Consider the following 19,797-nt stretch of genomic DNA (forward strand, 5'->3'; position numbering starts at 1 on the left):
ACTGGATATGGTGCTCACGAATGGAATCGAACCATCGACCTCCTCCTTACCAAGGAGGTGCTCTACCGACTGAGCTACGTGAGCGGAGTTGTCTATTGTGCCATGCATTGGAGTCCAATGGAGCGGGAGACGGGAATCGAACCCGCACCATCAGCTTGGAAGGCTGAGGTTCTACCATTGAACTACTCCCGCACCGGGATACCGCATGTCACAACAAAAACTGGTGGAGGGAGGTGGATTCGAACCACCGAAGGCGTAAGCCAGCAGATTTACAGTCTGCCCCCGTTGGCCGCTTGGGTATCCCTCCGGATTTCGCCCCGCCGGCTTGCCCTTCGGCAAATCGACCCGGGGTGAAAGAGCCCGCAATTCTGGGCTCGCTTTACGATTCTGTCAACAGAAATTTTCACTTCGCCGCATGGCCGCACCCGGGATGAATGCGCCATGCGCCGCCGTCAGACATTGAAGCGGAAATGCAGGACATCGCCCTCCTGCACGCGGTATTCCTTGCCCTCCAGGCGCAGCCGCCCGGCGTCGCGGGCGCCGGCCTCGCCCTTGTACTTGACGAAGTCGTCGAAGGCGATCGTCTCGGCGCGGATGAAGCCCTTCTCAAAGTCGGTATGGATCACCGCCGCGGCCTGCGGGGCGGTCGCGCCAGCCTTCACGGTCCAGGCCCGGACCTCCTTCACGCCCGCGGTGAAATAGGTCTGCAGCCCCAGCAGCCGGTAGGCCGCGCGGATCACCCTGTTCAGGCCCGGCTCGTCCAGACCCAGGTCGGCCAGGAACGCATCGCGGTCGGCGTCGTCGAGCTGCGACAGCTCCTCCTCGATCGCCGCCGACACCGGCACCACCTGCGCGCCCTCGGCCTCGGCGCGGGCGCGCACGGCGTCCAGGTGCGGGTTGTTCTCGAAGCCGTCCTCGAGCACGTTGGCGATGTACATCACCGGCTTGAGGGTGAGCAGGAACAGGTCGCGGACCAGCGCCTTCTCCTCCTCGTCCAGGCCCAGGCTGCGGCCCGGCTTGCCGTCGGCCAGCGCCGCCTGCAGCTTGGCCAGCACCGGCTTGCGCGCGATGGCGTCCTTGTCGCCGCCCTTGGCGGCGCGCTCGGCCCGGTTCAGCGCCTTCTCGACGCTGTCCAGGTCGGCCAGCGCCAGCTCCAGGTCGATGGTCTCGATGTCGGAGATCGGGTCGACCCGGCCGGCCACGTGCACGATGTCGCCGTGCTCGAAGCAGCGCACCACGTGGGCGATCGCGTCGACCTCGCGGATGTGGGCCAGGAACTTGTTGCCCAGGCCCTCGCCGCTGGCGGCGCCGGCGACCAGGCCGGCGATGTCGACGAACTCGACCGCGGTCGGCACCAGCTTCTGCGGCTTCACGATCTCGGCTAGCTGGTTCAGGCGCGGGTCCGGCACCGGCACGATGCCGACGTTCGGCTCGATCGTGCAGAACGGGAAGTTGGCCGCGGCGATGCCCGCCTTGGTCAGCGCGTTGAACAGGGTCGACTTGCCCACGTTGGGCAGGCCGACGATGCCGCATTTGATACCCATGTCGTAAGTCCGGGATTCGGGATTCGGGATTCGGGATTCGCAAGGCGAGCGCAGCGCCGCTCCGTCGAATCCCGAATCCCCAATCTCTAATCCTTGCCAGTATGCAATCGCTTCATCGCCTCGTTGAAATCGCCCGCGACCGCCAGCGGCAGCACGTCCAGGGCATCGTCGATGGCCCGTTCGAGCAGCACGGCGTCGGCCGGCGACGGCCGCCCCAGCACCCAGCCCACCACGCGGTCCTTGTGGCCGGGATGGCCGATACCCAGGCGCAGGCGATGGAACCGGGCGTGGCCGAGCAGGCGGATGGTGTCGCGCAGGCCGTTCTGGCCGCCATGGCCGCCGTCGAACTTCAGCCGCGCGCTTCCGGGCGGCAAGTCCAGTTCGTCGTGCGCGACCAGCATCTGCTCCGGCTCGATCTTCCAGAAGCGCAGGGCCGCGGCGATCGACTTGCCGCTGAGGTTCATGAAGGTGGCCGGCTTGAGCAGCCAGACCGGCTGCCCGGCGACCGCGACCTTGGCCACCTCGCCGAACAGTTTGGATTCCAGGCTCCAGCGCGCGCCTTCGCGGCGCGCGAGGGCCTCGACGAAATGAAACCCGGCGTTGTGCCGGGTTTGGGCATGCTCCGGACCGGGGTTGCCGAGTCCGACGATCAGTCGCAGGCCTGTCGCCATCTGGCAGCTCTTCGCGACGATCCCCGCGCCGGACGGCGCGGGGACCGCAAGGCAATTACTTGGCCTCGCCCTCGCCCGCCGCCGGCTCTTCCTCGGCCGCCGCGTGCTTGGCGATGACCACCGCCACGTCGTGCTCCTTGCCCAGCTTCAGGGCCGGCAGCTCGACGCCCGCCGGCAGCTTGATGTCGGACAGGTGGACCACCGCGCCGACCGCCAGGGCCGACAGGTCGACCTCGATGAACTCCGGCAGGTCCTTCGGCAGGCACTGCACCTGGACTTCGTTCAGCTCGTGGGTGACCACGACGCCGGCGGTCTTGCCGGCCGGCGACTTGTCCTCGCCGACGAAGTGCAGCGGGACCGAGGCGTTCAGCTTCTCGTTCTCGTTCACGCGCTGGAAGTCGATGTGCATGATCAGCTGCTTGTACGGGTGGCGCTGCAGGTCACGCAGCAGCACCTTCTGCACGTCGCCGTTGAGGCTCAGGTCCAGGATCGAGGAGTAGAACCACTCGTTCTGCTGGGCCAGCCACACTTCTTCGTGGTCGAGCTGGATGTTGACGGGCTTGAGATCGCCACCGTAGACGATCGCCGGGATCTGCCCCGCGCGACGCAGGCGGCGGCTCGCACCCTTCCCCTCGTCTTCGCGGCGCTGGACCTTGATCACATGAGTCTCTGCCATTTTCTTACTACCTTAGGTTGATGAACCGCCTCGCGGCGGTATTGCGGCTCCCCCGCGACCAGGGGAGCCGTGTTGCCGGCGGCCGCAGCCGCCGAATGCGGCGTCAGTCGACGTACAGCGAGCTGACCGATTCGCCGAACGCGATGCGGCGGATCGTCTCGGCCAGCAGCTCGGCGACGCTGAGCTGACGGATCTTGCTGCAGACGCGGGCGGCGTCGGACAGCGGGATGGTGTCGGTCACCACCAGCTCGTCGAGCTGGGAGTTGGTGATGTTGTCCACGGCCGGGCCGGACAGCACCGGGTGGGTGATGTAGGCCACGACCTTGGTGGCGCCGCGCTGCTTGAGCGCCGCGGCGGCCGCGCACAGGGTGCCGGCGGTGTCGACCAGGTCGTCGACCAGCACGCAGGTCTTGCCCTGCACGTCGCCGATGATGTTCATCACCGTGGCGACGTTGGCGCGCGGGCGCCGCTTGTCGATGATCGCCAGGTCGGCGTCGTCCAGGCGCTTGGCGACCGCGCGGGCGCGCACCACGCCGCCGACGTCCGGCGAGACCACGATCAGGTTGTCGGTGCCGTAGGCGCGCCAGATGTCGGCCAACAGCAACGGCGAGGCGTAGACGTTGTCGACCGGCACGTCGAAGAAGCCCTGGATCTGGTCGGCGTGCAGGTCCACGGTCAGCACGCGGTCGGCGCCGATGGCGCTGATCATCTTGGCGGCGACTTTGGCGGTGATCGGCACGCGCGAGGAGCGCATGCGGCGGTCCTGCCGCGAATAGCCGAAGTACGGGATCACCGCGGTGACGCTGGCGGCGCTCGCGCGCTTGAGCGCGTCGATGATCACCAGCAGCTCCATCAGGTGCTCGGCGCTCGGCGCGCAGGTCGGCTGCACGACGAACACTTCCTGCCGGCGCACGCTCTCCTCGATCTCGACCTGGACCTCGCCGTCGGAGAAGGTCGACACCAGCGCCTTGCCCATGCGCACGCCCAGCTCCTTGCAGATGCTTTGCGCCAAGGGCTTGTTGGCATTGCCGGAGAACACCAGCAAATTGCGTTCGTCTTGCATTGGAGAGTCTCTCGGGCGGCGGCGTGGAGCTTGAATCCGAAAAGCGTTCTGTCGAACCAGATCCGGCGTTCGAAGCCACGCCCCGAACCACCGGCCCGGCGTCCAACCCAGGCTTTTCCGTCGAATCCCCGCACATGGATGTGCGGGCTTTTGCAGGGGGACCTGCATAACCAGCATGGCAGGGGCGGTAGGATTCGAACCTACGAAATGCCGGGATCAAAACCCGGTGCCTTAGGCCTCTTGGCGACGCCCCTGCATCAAAGCTGCATCGTTTCCAGCGCGGCGAGCAGCGGCGAGCGCACGACGCCCTCCGCCACCCACGCATCCAGGCCGTCCGGCAAGGCGACCCGCGCCCGCTCTGCGGCGTCGCGCGTGTCGAATTCGACGAAGCAGCCGCTGCCCGACCCGGTCAGACGCGGTCGCCCGACCCTCGACAGCGCCTGGAACGCGGCTTCCACCGCGGGTTCCCGGCGACGCAGGACCGGTTCGAACGCATTGCCGAGCAAGGCCCCGGAAGCGAAGTCCGCTATTTTCGCGGGCGCGGCATCCCGCGTCAAATCCGGGGACCGGAAAAGTTCAGGGGTCGGGACATGCACGCCGGGATTCACGAGCAGGTACGCCGCCGCCGGCAGGTCGATGGGCGCCAGCCGCTCGCCGACCCCCTCGGCCCAGGCGTTGCGGCCGCGCACGAACACCGGCACGTCGGCCCCGAGCCGCAGCCCGAGGGCGGCCAGCGCGTCCTCGTCCAGGCCGGTGCCCCAGAGCGCATTCAGCGCCACCAGCACCGTCGCCGCATCCGAGGAGCCGCCGCCGAAGCCGCCACCCGCGGGAATGCGCTTTTGGACGCGGATGTCGGCACCTAGCGCGCAATTGGACGCAGATTGCAGCAACCTTGCCGCGCGCACCATCAGGTCGTCGGCCTCGGCGACCCCGGCCACGGACTCGCCTTCGCGCCGGACCAGGCCATCGGCGCGGACGCGCAGGTGCACGGTATCGCCCCAGTCCAGCAGGCGGAACACGGTCTGCAACAGGTGGTAGCCGTCGGCGCGGCGCCCGGTGATGTGCAGGAACAGGTTCAACTTGGCCGGCGCGGGCCACGCCGACCAGGCACGCTCGGCGGTACTCATTGCGCGGGGATGTCCCACTGGTCGAGCATCAGCCTGACCTTGGCGTCGCCGCTGCCCGCCTCGATCCGGCGCGGCAGGGCCGGGCGGCCGTCCTGGGCCGGGTACCACTCCAGGAATTCGATGGTCCAGCCCTGTTGGCGCAGCGTCCGCGGCCGGCCGCCGGCGTCGAAGTCGACCTCGCCCTGCCCTTCGGCCACCTGCCCGCGCACCCAGCCGGGCAGCTGGTTGACGGGGATCCGCCAGCCGGTGGCTTCCAGCAGCACCTGCTCGGCGTCGGCGCCCGCGCGCGGGCCGCCGGCCAGGCCTTCCAGGCGGCCGCTCCCCGTGCGCAGGTCGCCGTCCAGGGTCCAGCTCTGGCGGGTCACCGGCGCGCTGAGCTGGATCCGGTAGACCTCGCCCCGCTGCTGCCAGTCGACCCGGCCGCTGCCGCCGTTGCGCCCCTTGGCGATCGCCGCGCGCCCCTGGAACGACCAGTCCGGATGCGCCGCCAGCCAGGCCTGGCGCTCCGCCTCGGCCTGGCGCGCCTCGGGCGGGACGTGCTCCACCACCTGCCCGGCCACGGGCGCCGGGCCGCGCGGCATCGTCGAGCACGCGGCGAGCGCGAGCATGGCCGCCAGCACCGGCAGCCGCGGCAGGATCGCACGGTTCATGGGCCCAGCTTCTCCTCGGCGCGCTTCAGCGCGCGATTGTCGGGGTCGAGCTTGCGCGCCTCGTCGAAGTAGCGCCGGGCCTCGTCGCGGTCGCCGCCGACCCACAGCACCTCGCCGATGTGGGCGGCGATCTCCGGGTCCTTGAACAGGCTCCAGGCCCGGCGCAGTTGCACCAGCGCCTCGCGGGTGCGGCCCATGCGGTACAGCACCCAGCCGTAGCTGTCGATGATCGCGGCATTGTCCGGGTCCGCCGTGCGGGCGCGGTCGATCAGCGCCAGCGCCTCCTTGTAGCGGGTGGTGCGGTCGGCCAGGGTGTAGCCGAGCGCATTCAGCGCGGCCACGTTCTCCGGCTCGGAGACCAGGATCTTGCGCAGGTCGGCCTCGGCGCGGGCGATGTCGTCGCGGCGCTCCCAGGCCAGCCCGCGCGCGTACAGCAGCGCGCTGTCGTCCGGGTAGGCCGCCAGACCGCGCGCGAACACGTCCAGCTCGCCGGCGTCGTCGCCGTCGCGCTGGCGCAGCTCGGCCTCCAGCAGGTAGGCGTCGCGGCGGGCATCGTCGTCCGCGTCGGCATCGGCCTGCAGCGCGTGGACCTGGTCGAACGCCTCCTGCTTGCGGCCCAGCTCGAACAACGCGCTGGCCGCCCGCAGCTGCGCTTCGCTGCGCAGCGGCCCGCCGGGCACGCCGCGATACCAGTCCACGGCCTCGGCATAGCGCTTGAGGTACTCGGCGATCTTGCCGAGCAGCAGGCGGCGGTCCGGCTGCGGCTTGTCGGAATCGGCCTTTAGTTCCTCGTACAGCGCGACCAGGCCCGGGTTGTCCTGCTTCTTGGCCAGCAGCGAGGCGCGCAGGCCGTAGGTCTGGGTGTCCTGCGGGCCGACCGCGAGCACGCGCGCGGCGTCGGACACGTCGCCCATCGCGTCGTAGGCCAGCGCCAGCGCGCCGCGCAGGTCCGAATCGTTCGCCGCCTTCGGCTCGACCCCCTTCAGCAAGGCCAGCGCCTCGTCGCGGCGGCCCGCCTGGCTGAGCTGGTTGGCGTGCAGCAGGGCCACGCGCGGCTCGTTCGGGAAGCGGCGCACGACCTCGCCGATGATGCGCTGGGTCAGCTCCGGCTTCTCCATCCGCAGCGCCAGGCGCCCGAACTCCTGCCAGGCCTCGATCCGGTTGGGAATCGCGCCGGCCTTGACCAGCTCGTCCAGCGCCTTGGCCGAGACGTCAGGGTCGCGCGAGTTGGCCAGCGCTACCAGGGCGAAGCGCCAGCCGCGCGGGTCAGGATCGCGCAGCAGCGCCAGCAGGTCGCGGCGCGCCAGCCGCAGCTCGCCCTTGCGCAGCGCCAGCGACGCCTCGGTGCTGCGCATCGCCAGCGATTCCGGGGCGCGCTGGCGCCACAGCGCCAGCGCCTCGGTCGCGCGCGCGTCGTCGTTGGCCAGCATCGCGATGCGGGTGGCGCGCTCGGCCAGCCCGGCATCGCCGGCCTCGGCCTGGGCGGCCTGCAGGTACCAGCGCGAGGCGTCGTCCAACTGGCCCGCCTGCAGGGCGAATTCGCCGGCGAGCACCGGCTCCAGCACGCCGCTTCCGGCCGCGGGGGCCGTTCGCGCGGGGGCCGCCCAGGCCGCGCAGGCCAATGAAAGCAGCAGGGGAACACTCAGGATGCGAATCGATACGGGCATCGGATACGACCGGGCCGTAAAATGGTGGCCCTGAATGGCCAGCAGCTTATCGCAAGCGACTGAACGAATGACGTTGTGGGTGCTCGGATTGAACCACCAGAGCGCGCCGGTGGACCTGCGCGAACGCGCTGCGTTCAGCGGCGATACGCTGCCGGGCGCGCTGGCGTCGCTGCGCGCGCTGCCCGAGGTCGACGAGGCCGCCCTGCTGTCCACCTGCAACCGCACCGAGCTGTACGCGATCGCCCGCGACCCGCGGGCGCTGGCGCAATGGCTGGACGGCCATGCCCCGGGCCTGTCGGGCTACCTGTACCAGCACCATGACGCCGCCGCCGTGCGCCACCTGTTCCGGGTCGCGACCGGGCTGGATTCGATGGTGCTGGGCGAACCACAGATCCTGGGCCAGGTGAAGGACGCCTGGGCGGTCGCGCGCGCCCATGGCGCGCTCGGCAGTCGCCTGGACCGGCTGTTCCAGCAGGCCTTCTCGGTCGCCAAGCGCGCCCGCACCGACACCCGGGTGGGCGCCAATCCGGTCTCGGTGGCCTCCACCGCGGTGCGGCTGGCGCAGGAATCGTTCGCGCGGCTGAGCGAATCGACGGTGCTGCTGGTCGGCGCCGGCGAAACCATCGAGCTGGCCGCCAAGCACCTGAGCGAGGGCCGGGTGCGCCGGCTGCTGATCGCCAACCGTACCCTCGCCCATGCCCAGGCGCTGGCCAGCCAGCACGGCGGCTATGCGCTGCCGCTGGACGAGCTGGAGCGCCACCTGGCCGAGGCCGACGTGGTGTTCTCGGCCACCGCCAGCCCGGCGCCGGTGGTGAAGCGCGCCCAGGTCGAGCAGGCGCTGCGGCAACGCAAGCGCAAGCCGATGCTGCTGTTCGACCTGGCGGTACCGCGCGACATCGAGCCCGAGGTGGCGCAGCTGGCCGATGCCTTCCTCTACACCGTGGACGACCTGGAGCGCGCGGTCGAGGACAACCGCCGCAGCCGCCGCGAGGCGGCCAACGCCGCCGAGGAGATCATCGACCTGCAGGTGGCGCGCTACGTCGAGATCCTGCAGGCCGGCGGCCGCCAGGCGCCGCTCAAGCGCCTGCGCGCCTTCGGCGACAGCACCCGCGACGAACTGCTGAGCAAGGCCCGGCAGCAACTGGCCAACGGCAAGCCCGCCGAGGAGGTGCTGGAGCTGCTGGCGCATTCGCTGACCAACCGCCTGCTGCACCCGCCGACCGCGGCGCTGCGCGAGGCCGCGCTCAGCGGCGACGCCGAGCTGACCCGCGCCGCCGACCGGCTGTTCCCGGAAAAGCCGGGCTACCGCCATCCCGACATCAACACCCCGATCGTGAGGACCGATGACGCCGACCCTGCGCCGTAAGCTGGAAGCGCTGGCCGAGCGCCGCGAAGAACTCGAACGCCTGCTCTCCGACCCGGACGTGGTCGGCGACAACGAACGTTTCCGCAGCCTGTCGCGCGAATTCGCGCAGCTCGAACCCGTGGCCGCCGCGCTGGCCGAGGAAGCCCGCGCCAAGGCCGACCTGGCCGCCGCCGAGGCGATGCGCGCCGATCCTGAAATGCGCGAGCTGGCCGAGGAGGAGATCGCCGCCGCGCAAGCCCGCCTGGCCGAGCTGGAGCAGCGGTTGCTGTTGCTGCTGGTGCCGCAGGACCCGCGCGACGAGGGCAACCTGTTCCTGGAAGTGCGCGCCGGCACCGGCGGCGACGAGGCCGCGATCTTCGCCGGCGACCTGTTCCGCATGTACGCGCGCTATGCCGAGCGCCAGGGCTGGAAGGTCGAGGTCGAGTCGGATAATCCCGGCGAGCACGGCGGCTACAAGGAGATCGTCGCGCGCATCGTCGGCCGCGGCGCGTACTCGAAGCTGAAGTTCGAATCCGGCACCCATCGCGTGCAGCGCGTGCCGGCGACGGAGTCGCAAGGGCGCATCCACACGTCGGCGGCGACGGTGGCGATCATCCCCGAGGCCGACGAGATCGAGGAGATCGAGATCAACCCGGCCGACCTGAAGATCGACACGTTCCGCTCCTCCGGCGCGGGCGGGCAGCACGTCAACAAGACCGAGTCGGCGATCCGCATCACCCATATCCCGACCGGCGTGGTCGTGGAATGCCAGACCGAGCGCAGCCAGCACGCCAACCGCGACAAGGCGATGAAGCGACTCAAGGCGCAGCTGGTCGAGACCGAACGCAGCAAGCAGGCCGCCGCCGAGGCGCAGACCCGCAAGCTGCAGGTCGGCAGCGGCGACCGCAGCCAGCGCATCCGCACCTACAACTTCCCGCAGGGGCGGATCACCGACCATCGCGTCGAGGGCCTGACTCTGTACGACCTGCCCAACATCATCGAGGGCGACCTGGACGGCCTGGTCGAGCGGCTGCTGCACGAGCACCAGGCCGACGAACTGGCGCGACTGGCCGAGGGCACGTGAGCCGCCTCGCGCATCCCCCGCGGGAGCGGCTTCGGTCCCGGCACGGCCGGGCCGGCAAGGCGCCGGGAACGGGATTCCTGCCGCAAGCACGGCGATGAACGGCCACGACGCATCGCCGCCGGAAGTGCTGCAGCTGCGCGAGGCGGTCCGGCGCAATCCGCAGGATTTCGTCTCCTGGCTGATGCTGGGCGATGCCGAGATGGAGCGGGGAGCGGTCGCCGCCGGCGAGGCGGCGGTGCAGCGCGCGATGGCGCTGCGGCCGGGCCATCCGGAAGCGCTGGCCCGGCTCGGCCGGGTGCGCTGGATGCAGGGACGCCACCGCGAATCGGCCGACCTGCTGCGCCAGGCCGCCCGGCTGGCGCCGCAGCATCCGGGCATCGCGCTGTGGCTGGGCCACTCGCTGGAAGATGCCGGCGAAGCCGAGCCGGCCGCCGCGGCCTACGAGCATGCGCACCGGCTGCTGCCGGACGAACCGTACATCGCCGCGCACCTGTTGAACTGGCGCCGCAAGCTGTGCGACTGGCGCGACCTCGACGCGCTCTCGCGGCAGGTGCGCACGGCGATCGCCCGGCAGCGGCCCGGGGTGGAACCGTTCGCCTTCCTCAGCGAGGACGCCACGCCCGCCGAGCAACTGGCCTGCGCGCGCTTGCGCGCGGCGCCGCTGGCGCGCTCGGTCCGGCCCTTCCCGCCGGCCCGGGTGCGCGACGCGGGAGCGTTGCAGGCGGGATTCCTCTCCAACGGCTTCGGGGCGCATCCGACCGGGTTGTTGACGGTGGCCTTGTTCGAGGCATTGCAGCGGCGGCACGCCGGCACGCTGCAGGCGCACCTGTTCGCGCTCGACCGCGACGACGGCAGCGCGATCCGGCAACGGCTCGCCGCGGCCACGCGCCTGCACGACGTGGCCGGCCTGGACCACCTGCGCACGGCCGGGGCTATCCGCGAGCAAGGCATCGACGTGCTGGTCGACCTGCGCGGCTGGGGCGGCGGCGGCGCGCCGGAAGTGCTGGCGCTGCGGCCGGCCCCGGTGCAGGTGAACTGGCTGGCCTATCCGGGCACCAGCGGCGCGCCATGGATCGATTACGTGCTCGGCGACGCCTTCGCGCTGCCGCCCGCGCTGGAGCCGCACTACAGCGAACGCGTGTTGCGCCTGCCGCGCGCGCTCCAGCCATCGGACAACACCCGCGAAGTCGCCGAGCCCCCGCCCCGGCGCGACTGCGGGTTGCCCGACGACGGTTTCGTGTTCTGCTGCTTCAACAACAGCTACAAGCTCAATCCGCGCAGCTTCGCGCGGATGCTGGCGGTGCTGCGCGAGGTCGAAGGCAGCGTGCTCTGGCTGCTGTCGGGGCCGGGGCAGGCCGATGCGCGCCTGCGGGCCGCGGCACAGGCCCAGGGCGTGGCGCCGCAGCGGCTGGTGTTCATGCCCAAGCTGCCGCATCCGCACTACCTGTCGCGCTACCGGCATGCCGGCCTGTTCCTCGACACCGCTCCGTACAACGCGCACACCACCGCCTCGGACGCGCTGTGGGCCGGCTGCCCGGTATTGACGGTCCCCGGGGCGAGCTTCGCCTCGCGCGTGGCCGGCAGCCTCAACCACCACCTCGGCCTGGACGCGCTGAACGTCGCCGACGACGCGGCCTTCGTCGCCATGGCCGTGCATCTGGCGCGCACGCCCGCCGCACTCTCGGCCGTGCGTGGGCGGCTGGAGGCGGAACGCCGCCGCGCCGGCGGGCTGTTCGACATGGACGCCTTCGCCGACGACTTCGTCGCGCTGCTGCAAGCCGCGACGAAAGCCCCGCTCCCCCCGGAATGACAAGGCGCGGGCGAAGCCGCGCCGCAGAGACCATCCGTGGCTGCATGGATGGACGCGTCGCCACGCGCCCGGCCGGAAACGATCCCGGCGTCGCCCGAATCGCCTGGCCACCCAATGCTTCGCCCGCCCCCCCCATCCGCCCCTGCGGGGCACCTTCTCCCGCGCGGGAAGGAAACACTGTCCCTGGTCCACTCGGCCCGCTAGGCTTCGCCCATGACCCACGCTCCCGACTTCATCCCGCTGCGCCTGTGCGTGCTGACCGTCTCCGACACCCGCACCCTGGCCGACGACAAGTCCGGCGACTATCTCGCCGCCGCGCTGGCCGAGGCCGGCCATGTGCTGCACGAGCGCGCGATCGCGCCGGACGACCGCTACCGGCTGCGCGCCATCGTCTCGGCCTGGATCGCCGATCCGGCCGTGGACGGCATCCTGGTCAGCGGCGGCACCGGCTTCACCGGCCGCGACAGCACGCCCGAGGCGCTGGAACCCCTGCTCGACAAGCTCATGCCGGGCTTCGGCGAGCTGTTCCGCGCGCTCAGCTTCGAGGAGATCGGCACGGCGTCGCTGCAATCGCGCGCGTTCGCCGGGCTGGCCAACGGCAGCTTCGTGTTCGGCCTGCCCGGCTCGACCTCCGCCTGCCGCACCGCATGGGAAAGGATCATCCGCGCCCAGCTCGATGCGCGCACCCGCCCCTGCAATCTCGCGACGCTGCGCCCGCGCCTGCGGGAATGACCCGCCCATCGCCACCGGAGAGCCGCATGCCTTCGCTCAAGGGAAAGGAATACAAGAAACTGCTCAAGCCGATGCAGCTGGAACTGGTGGCGATGGCGCGCTGGCTGCAGCACACCGGCCAGCGCGCGCTGGTGCTGTTCGAGGGCCGCGACACCGCCGGCAAGGGCGGCGCGATCCAGGCGGTCGCCGAGCACCTCAACCCGCGCCAGTGCCGGGTGGTGGCGCTGCCCAAGCCCAGCGACCGCGAGGCCACGCAGTGGTATTTCCAGCGCTACGTCGCGCACCTGCCGGCCGCCGGCGAACTCGTGCTGATGGACCGCAGCTGGTACAACCGCGCCGGCGTCGAACGGGTGATGGGCTACTGCACCGACGCGCAATACCACGCGTTCCTGGAGCAGGCGCCGCGCTTCGAGCAGTTGCTGGTCGACGACGGCATCCTGCTGTTCAAGTACTGGCTCACGGTGGACCAGCGCGAGCAGGAAAAGCGCTTCGCCGAACGCCACCAGGACCCGCTCAAGGGCTGGAAGCTGTCGCCGGTCGACCTGCAGTCGCGCGAGAAGTACGCCGACTACACCCGGGCCCGCGAGGCGATGCTGCAGGCCACCCACACCGCGCACGCCCCGTGGACGCTGGTGGACTTCAACGACCAGAAGCGCGGTCGGCTCACGCTGATCCGCGACCTGCTCGACCGGATGCCGGACAGCTCCGTGCCCGACGACGAGCTGCCGCTGCCGCCGCTGCGCGGCAAACTGCACAAGGAGAAGTTCGGCGCGCTCGAGCCGATCGACGACTACGCGGCCGATCCCTGACCCAGCCGCGGCGGCGCCAGGGGCCGGGCGCGCTCGGCCGAATCGGCCAGCGCCACCAGCACGTCCAGGCTGTCGCGCAGCAGCGCGGCCATCCCGACGTGCAGCGGCCGCATCGCCTCCACGTAGCCGATCGCGTCCGTCTCCCCGTCCTGGCTCGCCCCATCGCAGCGCGAGAGCAGGAACGCGTCCAGCCGCACGCCACCGGCCAGCGCCACGCCCGCGGCGCGTTGCAGCCAGCCCGCCAGCGCCGTGCGGTATTCCTCGGCCAGCGCGTAGCCGACCTCGACCTGGTCCAGGTCGGCCTGGTCGTTCCAGGCCAGCGCCAGGACCACCTGCGAACGCGCCTCCAGGCCGCGCTCCTCGGCCGCCAGCGCCTGCAGTTCCGACAACCGCTGCCACTGCGCCAGCGCATCGGTACGCGACGCTTCCGGCAGCGCCTGCAGGGCGAAGGCGATGCGGCGCGCGAACAGTTCCGGCACCTCGGCCAGGACGGCAGGGCCTTGGTCGACCTCCAGCAGCAGCCGTTCGGTACGCAGCGCGGCCACGTCCGGCAGGCTGCCGTCCTCCAGCGCGCGCACCACGCCGCGATCGGACAGCTGCAATACCAGGTCGAGCCAGAGCAGGCGCCGCCACCGCGCTTCGCGCTCGGCCTGCCCGGCCAGCCAGTGCTCGCGCAATGCGTGCAGGCGATCGATGCAGGCCTGCCAGCCCGGCCCGTCCGCATCGGCCGAGGCCGGCTGCACCCTCAGCGGATCGAGCATGCCCTGCCCGAACCGCTGCCAGGCCGGCGATGCCGCCGGGGCAGGCCCCAGCCGCGGCTCGATCGAAGCCGGCAGCCCCGGCTCGTCGTCGTCCAGCGGCTCCATCGAGGATTGCAGGCACTGCTGCAGCCCGCGCAGCAGCCAGCCCGGAGCGGACGCCAGGGTCGCCCACAGCCCCCTTCCGAACAGCGGGACGGCGGCGACGAAACGATCGGCGGTCGGGTGCATGGCTCCTTAACCTCCTGTGCCCGGTGGGGGCGCGACAGGACGTTATCGGCCGACCGCGGAAAACTTTAGGGCCGCGGATCGCCAGGACCGGCCATCGGCCCGGCCCGGCGCCGGGCCGGGCATGCGCCCCTGCTCAGCCCGCCTTTCCGCCGGCCGCGGCCACCGCGGCCTCGATGTCGTGCGCGGTGACCGGACCGAGGAACTGCTTGGCGACCTTTCCGTCCGGGCCGATCAGGTAGGTCATCGGCAGCCCGCGCGGCGTGGCGAAATCCTTGGGCGGGTCGTAGGTGTCGAGGATGGCGATCGGATACGACACCGGGTGCTCCTTCAGGAACGCCTGCATCTGCGCCGGCTCGATGTCCTCGTAGGCCAGGCCGACCACCTCGATGTTGTCGCGCATCGTGTGCAACGCCGACAGCTCGGGCATTTCCTTCAGGCACGGCGCGCACCAGGTCGCCCAGAAATTCACCACCACCCATTTGCCGCGATGCCCGGCCAGGTCGTAGCGGCCGCCATCGACCGTGGGCAGCGCCAGGGCCGGCCGTTCGGCGGTGGCCTGCACGACGCCGGCGGAAGGTGCCGCGGGCGCGTCCTGGTCCGCCGGCGCCTGCGCCGGGGCCGCGGCCTGCGTGGGCGCTTCCGGAGCGCGATTGCACGCCGCCAGTGCCATCAGGACCGGCAGGGCGAGGATCGAAAAACGGTTCATACGGATTCTCCGGGCAGGTGTCGGTAAATGTCGGCGACCGGGCGGTCCAGCTGCGCGCGCAGCGACAGCCGCAATTGGTCGAGCGCGCCGCCGGCGACGCGGCCGAGCGGGTCGTCGCTGCAGGGCAGCGGCCGCTCGTCCGCGGCGATGCGCAATCGGCAGCTCTCGTAGAGCTCGGCCAGGGTCACCTCGTCCAGGTCGCGCGCCAGCAGCCACTCGCCGCGCTCGTCGCGGCGCAGCAGGCGGATGCGCTGCAGCTCGCCCAGCAGCTCCTGCTGCAGCGCGTCGGTCAGCATCGGCTCCAGGCGCAGCATCGTGTCCTCGTCCAGCCCGCCGCCGTCGCGGCGCGCCAGCTGGAAACGCCCGAGCAGGCGCAGCAGGGCATAGAACTCGTACCCGGGCGGCACCCGCATCGCCACCGGCTGGTAGCGAAACGCGGCGATCGAGGACGCCAGCGAGGCGCCGAGCAGCACCGACACCCAGCTCAGGTAGATCCACAGCAGCAGGATCGGCAGCGCCGACATCGCGCCGTAGATGCGCTGGTAGGTCTGGAAGTTGCCCAGGTACAGGCCCATCCCCCACTTGACCGTCTCCAGGCTCGCCACCGCCAGCAGCGCGCCCGGCACCGCATGGCGCAGGCGCACGCTATGCTGCGGCACCACCCGGTACACCAGCACGATGCCGGCGAATTCGACCAGCATCGGCGCCAGCCGCCACGCCGCGTGCGCCACCCACTTCCCCTCGGACGTGTGGAACAGCGGCAGCGCGAACACGTAGGCCGCCGTCGCCATCGACGCGGCCGCGAGCATGGTGCCGAGCGTGAGCACGGTCCAGTAGATCAGGAAGCGGGTGAACTTCGGCCGCGCCGAGGCCACGCGCCAGATCCGGTTGAAGGTCTGCTCGACGCTGTGCAGCGTGATCAGCAGCGAGGCCACCAGCGCGATCACGCCGGCCGCGGTGAAGGTGCCGACGTCGCTGAGCGAGTTGTTGATGAAGTCCTGCACCGAGCGCGCCGCGCCGGGCACGAAGTTGTTGAAGATGAAGTCGGTCAGCGCGCCCTGCCAGCGCTCGAACGCCGGGAACGCCGAGAGCACGCCGAACGCCACGATCGCCAGCGGCACCAGCGCGAACACCGTGGTGTAGGCCAGCGAGCCGGCCGCCTGGAACAGGCGGTCGTCGAGGAAGCGCTTCCACAGGAAACGGCCGAAGCTGGTCATGCGGGCGCGGTCGCGCAGCCGCTCCTTCCATTTTTCCATGGTGTCCCTGGGTGCACCGGGCTCCGTAGCGGATGGGCAAGCGTACCCGATGCACCGCGAAGCCCGCATCGCCGATACTGGGCGTTCCCGGAGCGAATGGAAGGACGATGGCGGACATCCTGGTGCTGTACTACAGCCGTGGCGGCTCGGTGGCGCGGCTGGCGCGGCAGATCGCGCGCGGCATCGGCGAAGTGCCCGGCATGCAGGCGCGGCTGCGCACGGTGCCGCCGGTCTCGGCGCTGACCCAGCCGCTGGCGCCGCAGGTACCGGAAGCAGGCGCGCCGTACGTCTCCCCCGCCGACCTCGGCGAATGCGCCGGCGTGATCCTCGGCAGCCCCACCCGCTTCGGCAACATGGCCGCGCCGGTCAAGCACTTCCTCGACGGCCTGGGCGCCGAATGGGCCAACGGCACGCTCGCCGGCAAGCCCGCGGCGGTGTTCACCTCCACCGCCTCGATGCACGGCGGCCAGGAGTCCACGCTGCTGTCGATGCAGGTGCCGCTGCTGCACCACGGCTGCCTGATCGTCGGCATCCCCTTCACCGAGCCGGCCCTGAGCCACACCCGCAGCGGCGGCACGCCCTACGGCGCCAGCCATGTCGCCGGTGCCGCGGACGACCCGCAGCCGACCGACGACGAAGCGCAGCTGGCCCGTGCGCTCGGCCGGCGCGTGGCGGACATCGCGCGCAGGCTCGCCACGCCATGACCGCGCGCGCGCCCCGCCTGGCGCTGTGCGGCGCGCTGCTGGCGCTGGCAGCGCTGTACGTGGCCTGGTTCCACGACGACCGCCACCGCGTGGCGGCGCTGCTGGTGTTCGCGCTGCCGCCGCTGCTGCTGGCATGGCTGGCCTGGCGCGGCGCGCGCGCGCGCTTCTGGGCCGGCGTGCTGGCGCTGGCCTGGTTCAGCCATGGCGTGATGTCGGCCTGGAGCCACCCGGAAACCCGGGCGTTCGCGCTGGCCGAGGTCGCGCTGTCGCTCGTCGCGATCGGCGCGGCCAGCTGGCAGGGACTGCGCGCCCGGTTCGGCGGGCAGCGGCGAGGCTGAGCGCCCCCGGTACAGGCGGGGACGGCGGCGACGGGCGCCCGGTATCATGTCGCCCCCCGCCGCCGCGCGCGACGGCCAAGACAGCCAGGAAACAAAGATGGACGAGCTCCTGATCGTCACCACCGGTGGCACGATCGACAAGATATATTTCGACGACAAGTCCGACTACCAGATCGGCGATCCGCAGATCGGCATGATCCTGCGCGAGCTGGGCGTGACCTTCCGCTTCAGCGTGATCCCGATCCTGCGCAAGGACTCGCTGCACATCACCGAGGCCGACCGCGAGCTGATCCGCGCCACCATCGCCGCGCAGCCGACCCGCCACGTGCTGGTCACCCACGGCACCGACAGCATGGTGCAGACCGGCGAGGTGCTGAAGTCGATCCCGGACAAGACCATCGTGATGACCGGCGCGCTCAGCCCGGCGCGCTTCCGCGGTTCGGACGCCGAGTTCAACATCGGCTGCGCGATCGGCGCGGTGCAGAGCCTGCCGGCCGGCGTGTACATCGCGATGAACGGCCGCATCTGGGACCCGGCCAAGGTGCGCAAGAACGTCGCCGCCAACCGTTTCGAGGCGGCCTGATCCGGAGCGATCCGGGCGATTGGACGATCCTGCGGGAGGGACTTCGCTCGCGGCGCCTTGCCCGCGCGCATGTTGCCCCGCCGTCCTGGCGGGGCAACATGCCGGCATCCCTGCCCTGCGACGTCGTCAGTAGGTCGCGGTCAGGGTGACGCCGGAGAAGGTGCTGTAGGCCTTCACGCGGATGTAGTACGTCCCGTTGACCGGCGAGTTGATCGTGCAGGTCTCGCTGTTGCCGCTCAGGTACGGCCGGCAGGTGTAGGCCGTGTCGGTCGGCGCGCTGCCCTGGCGCACGTACAGGTCGGCATCGCCGGTGCCGCCGCTGATCCGCACCGTCAGCGTGCTGCGGCCGGACGGCACCGCGATGGTGTAGTTCAGGTCCGAACCGGTGCTGGCCGACAGCCCGGTCACCGGCGTGCCGCTGGTCAGCGCGGTCCCGCCGCCGCCACCGCCGCTGCCACCCGACTTGGCCGCCGTCACCGCCGCGTTGGCGTCGAGCAGGCCCGCGCCGCAGCCTTGCGAGCAGCTGAAGCTGGCCGCGGTGCTCTTGATCGTCGACTCGACCTGCGCCGGGGTCAGCGGGCTCGGGGCGACCGACTGCATCAGTGCGACCACGCCGGCCACGTGCGGGCTCGCCATCGACGTGCCGTTGTAGGACGCGTAGCTGGCGCTGCCCGGCGAGGTGGTGCCCGAGTTGAGCGTGGACAGGATGCTCGAGCCCGGCGCGGAGATGTCGATGCCCGCGCCGTAGTTGGAGTAGCTCGCCTTGGCGCGCGAGGAGGTGGTGGCCGCCACCGCGATCACGTTGGAGCAGTTCGCCGGCACCGCGCCGGACACGTTGATGCTGTCGTTGCCCGCCGCGACCACGACCGTGGTGCCGCGCGAGACGGCGCTGTTGATCGCGTTCTGGTAGGTGCTCGAGCAGCTGCCGCTGCCGCCCAGCGACATGTTGATGACCTCGGCCGGGTTGGGGTTGGCCGGCACGCCGCTGACGGTGCCGCCGGAGGCCCACACGATCGCGTCGGTGATGTCCGAGGTGTAGCCGCCGCAGCGGCCGAGCACGCGCACCGGCACGATCTTGGCGTTGTAGGCGGTGCCCGCGACGCCGGTGCTGTTGTTGGTGACCGCGGCGATGGTGCCGGCCACGTGAGTGCCGTGCCAGCTCGAATTGGTCACCGGCGAGCCGCTGTAGCACTCGTTGGCCACCGGGTTCCAGTCGCCCGGGTCGGACGGGTCGGAGTCGCGCCCGTCGCCGTCGCGCGAGACGAAGGTGTCGCTGATGAAGTCGTAGCCCGGCAGGATGTTGGCGTTGAGGTCCGGGTGGCTGGTGATGCCGGTGTCGATCACCGCCACGACCACGCCCTGGCCGGTGGCCTGGTCCCAGGCCGGGCGCACGTTGATGCCGGCGGTGCCGGTACCGAACGCCCACTGCTCGGACAGCCGCGGGTCGTTGGGCGTCAGGGTCGGCCGCATCAGCTGGTCGACCTCCACGCTCAGCACGTTCGGATCGGCGGCGAGCTTGCGCATCAGCGTCTCGGCCTCGGCACGGTCGAGCGGGCGGTCGGCCTTGACCAGCTCCGGGCCGATCGCCAGCCGGCGCAGCTTGCTCAGGCCCAGCGCGCGGCCGTTCTTGGCCGGCAGCGCGCGCGCGGCGCTCTTCAGGGACGAGGTCAGCGCCGTGGCGCTGGCCTGCTCGGTACTGCCGTCGCGGTAGGTCACGATGAAGCGCTGGTGGGTCTGGGCAGAGTCCAGGCCGTCCAGGTGGACCTCGCCGGCCATCGCCGGGAAGGTCAGCAGCAGGGAGGAGGTGAGTGCGGAAGCTCCCAGTACGGTCCAAGCGCGCGAACGCGGGTGGTGGTGCTTGGTGGACATCGAATTTCCTTTTCCAGAATGGAATGCCGGCAAGCGGCGTGGCCCCCGGCGGGCCGCCGCGACTGCCAGCGGCGGAGCACCGGAGCGTTCTGGATCGCCCCTGTTGTCGATCCATTCAGCACGCTAGCCGGCCTGCACGGAGCCGCACAATGGGTGCAAACGGTTTCCTTGATA

General features: G+C 71.1%; 19 protein-coding genes and 4 tRNA genes. 8 read left to right on the forward strand and 15 right to left on the reverse strand.

What is annotated here, in order from left to right; translation table 11 throughout:
- Positions 1-8: 8 nt before the first annotated feature.
- From M3M27_RS16015 to M3M27_RS16065, 11 genes are all read right to left on the reverse strand, one after another.
- Positions 9-84: transfer RNA gene (locus M3M27_RS16015), tRNA-Thr, on the reverse strand.
- A 34-nt stretch (positions 85-118) separates the two neighbouring features.
- Positions 119-192, reverse strand: a tRNA-Gly gene (locus tag M3M27_RS16020).
- A gap of 29 nt (positions 193-221) precedes the next feature.
- Positions 222-307, reverse strand: a tRNA-Tyr gene (locus M3M27_RS16025).
- Between the two features lie 145 nt (positions 308-452).
- Entirely contained in the window at positions 453-1,544 is a 1,092-nt protein-coding gene (ychF, locus tag M3M27_RS16030; RefSeq protein ID WP_434026248.1) for a redox-regulated ATPase YchF, read from the reverse strand.
- A gap of 86 nt (positions 1,545-1,630) precedes the next feature.
- Positions 1,631-2,215, reverse strand: a complete 585-nt coding sequence (gene pth / locus M3M27_RS16035; RefSeq protein WP_140723666.1) for an aminoacyl-tRNA hydrolase — start codon at positions 2,213-2,215, stop codon at positions 1,631-1,633.
- A gap of 55 nt (positions 2,216-2,270) precedes the next feature.
- The gene (locus M3M27_RS16040) at positions 2,271-2,891 is read right to left on the reverse strand and encodes a 50S ribosomal protein L25/general stress protein Ctc (protein WP_140723669.1); all 621 of its coding nucleotides are present in this window, start codon (positions 2,889-2,891) and stop codon (positions 2,271-2,273) included.
- A gap of 103 nt (positions 2,892-2,994) precedes the next feature.
- Complete coding sequence (locus M3M27_RS16045) at positions 2,995-3,954, reverse strand: ribose-phosphate diphosphokinase (protein WP_140723674.1); 960 nt, start codon at positions 3,952-3,954, stop codon at positions 2,995-2,997.
- Between the two features lie 176 nt (positions 3,955-4,130).
- Positions 4,131-4,208, reverse strand: a tRNA-Gln gene (locus M3M27_RS16050).
- 3 nt (positions 4,209-4,211) lie between these two features.
- Positions 4,212-5,081 (reverse strand): 4-(cytidine 5'-diphospho)-2-C-methyl-D-erythritol kinase, encoded by an 870-nt coding sequence (ispE, locus tag M3M27_RS16055; RefSeq protein ID WP_434026249.1) that lies wholly within the window; start codon positions 5,079-5,081, stop codon positions 4,212-4,214.
- Positions 5,078-5,731 carry a lipoprotein insertase outer membrane protein LolB gene (lolB, locus tag M3M27_RS16060; protein WP_434026250.1) on the reverse strand — a complete coding sequence of 218 codons (654 nt, stop codon included), beginning with the start codon at positions 5,729-5,731 and terminating at the stop codon, positions 5,078-5,080. Before lolB ends, ispE begins: the two co-directional genes overlap by 4 nt.
- The gene (locus tag M3M27_RS16065; RefSeq protein ID WP_434026251.1) at positions 5,728-7,398 is read right to left on the reverse strand and encodes a tetratricopeptide repeat protein; all 1,671 of its coding nucleotides are present in this window, start codon (positions 7,396-7,398) and stop codon (positions 5,728-5,730) included. The genes lolB and M3M27_RS16065 overlap by 4 nt, the downstream gene beginning before the upstream one ends.
- Positions 7,399-7,465: 67 nt before the next feature.
- Between M3M27_RS16065 and hemA the strand changes: the two genes are divergently transcribed.
- From hemA to ppk2, 5 genes are all read left to right on the forward strand, one after another.
- Complete coding sequence (gene hemA / locus M3M27_RS16070) at positions 7,466-8,764, forward strand: glutamyl-tRNA reductase (RefSeq protein ID WP_434026252.1); 1,299 nt, start codon at positions 7,466-7,468, stop codon at positions 8,762-8,764.
- Complete coding sequence (gene prfA / locus M3M27_RS16075; RefSeq protein WP_140723691.1) at positions 8,742-9,827, forward strand: peptide chain release factor 1; 1,086 nt, start codon at positions 8,742-8,744, stop codon at positions 9,825-9,827. The genes hemA and prfA overlap by 23 nt, the downstream gene beginning before the upstream one ends.
- Before the next feature lie 94 nt (positions 9,828-9,921).
- Complete coding sequence (locus tag M3M27_RS16080; protein WP_434026253.1) at positions 9,922-11,637, forward strand: UDP-N-acetylglucosamine-peptide N-acetylglucosaminyltransferase; 1,716 nt, start codon at positions 9,922-9,924, stop codon at positions 11,635-11,637.
- A 213-nt stretch (positions 11,638-11,850) separates the two neighbouring features.
- Complete coding sequence (gene moaB, locus M3M27_RS16085) at positions 11,851-12,369, forward strand: molybdenum cofactor biosynthesis protein B (protein WP_434026254.1); 519 nt, start codon at positions 11,851-11,853, stop codon at positions 12,367-12,369.
- Between the two features lie 26 nt (positions 12,370-12,395).
- The gene (gene ppk2 / locus M3M27_RS16090) at positions 12,396-13,178 is read left to right on the forward strand and encodes a polyphosphate kinase 2 (RefSeq protein ID WP_140723703.1); all 783 of its coding nucleotides are present in this window, start codon (positions 12,396-12,398) and stop codon (positions 13,176-13,178) included.
- On the opposite strand, the gene M3M27_RS16095 is transcribed toward ppk2, so the two are convergent.
- The 3 genes from M3M27_RS16095 to M3M27_RS16105 all read right to left on the reverse strand — a co-directional run bounded on the left by M3M27_RS16095 (position 13,160) and on the right by M3M27_RS16105 (position 16,129).
- Positions 13,160-14,167, reverse strand: coding sequence for a hypothetical protein (locus M3M27_RS16095; RefSeq protein WP_434026255.1), 1,008 nt, complete (start codon positions 14,165-14,167; stop codon positions 13,160-13,162). The genes ppk2 and M3M27_RS16095 overlap by 19 nt on opposite strands.
- Before the next feature lie 133 nt (positions 14,168-14,300).
- On the reverse strand, positions 14,301-14,873 hold the full coding sequence (locus tag M3M27_RS16100; protein ID WP_434026256.1) for a TlpA family protein disulfide reductase: 573 nt from the start codon (positions 14,871-14,873) through the stop codon (positions 14,301-14,303).
- Positions 14,870-16,129 (reverse strand): YihY family inner membrane protein, encoded by a 1,260-nt coding sequence (locus M3M27_RS16105; protein ID WP_434026257.1) that lies wholly within the window; start codon positions 16,127-16,129, stop codon positions 14,870-14,872. The genes M3M27_RS16100 and M3M27_RS16105 overlap by 4 nt, the downstream gene beginning before the upstream one ends.
- Before the next feature lie 107 nt (positions 16,130-16,236).
- On the opposite strand from M3M27_RS16105, the gene wrbA reads away from it, so the two are divergent.
- The 3 genes from wrbA to M3M27_RS16120 all read left to right on the forward strand — a co-directional run bounded on the left by wrbA (position 16,237) and on the right by M3M27_RS16120 (position 17,754).
- Positions 16,237-16,833, forward strand: coding sequence for an NAD(P)H:quinone oxidoreductase (wrbA, locus tag M3M27_RS16110; RefSeq protein ID WP_434026258.1), 597 nt, complete (start codon positions 16,237-16,239; stop codon positions 16,831-16,833).
- Complete coding sequence (locus M3M27_RS16115) at positions 16,830-17,171, forward strand: DUF2069 domain-containing protein (protein WP_140723719.1); 342 nt, start codon at positions 16,830-16,832, stop codon at positions 17,169-17,171. The genes wrbA and M3M27_RS16115 overlap by 4 nt, the downstream gene beginning before the upstream one ends.
- Before the next feature lie 97 nt (positions 17,172-17,268).
- Positions 17,269-17,754, forward strand: coding sequence for an asparaginase domain-containing protein (locus tag M3M27_RS16120; protein ID WP_140723722.1), 486 nt, complete (start codon positions 17,269-17,271; stop codon positions 17,752-17,754).
- Positions 17,755-17,880: 126 nt separating this feature from the next.
- Here M3M27_RS16120 and M3M27_RS16125 read toward each other — a convergent pair whose 3' ends face one another.
- On the reverse strand, positions 17,881-19,623 hold the full coding sequence (locus M3M27_RS16125) for a S8 family peptidase (RefSeq protein ID WP_434026259.1): 1,743 nt from the start codon (positions 19,621-19,623) through the stop codon (positions 17,881-17,883).
- Positions 19,624-19,797 lie beyond the last annotated feature (174 nt).

It is taken from the genome of Xanthomonas boreopolis, from assembly GCF_046529185.1.
GTDB lineage: Bacteria > Pseudomonadota > Gammaproteobacteria > Xanthomonadales > Xanthomonadaceae > Pseudomonas_S > Pseudomonas_S boreopolis.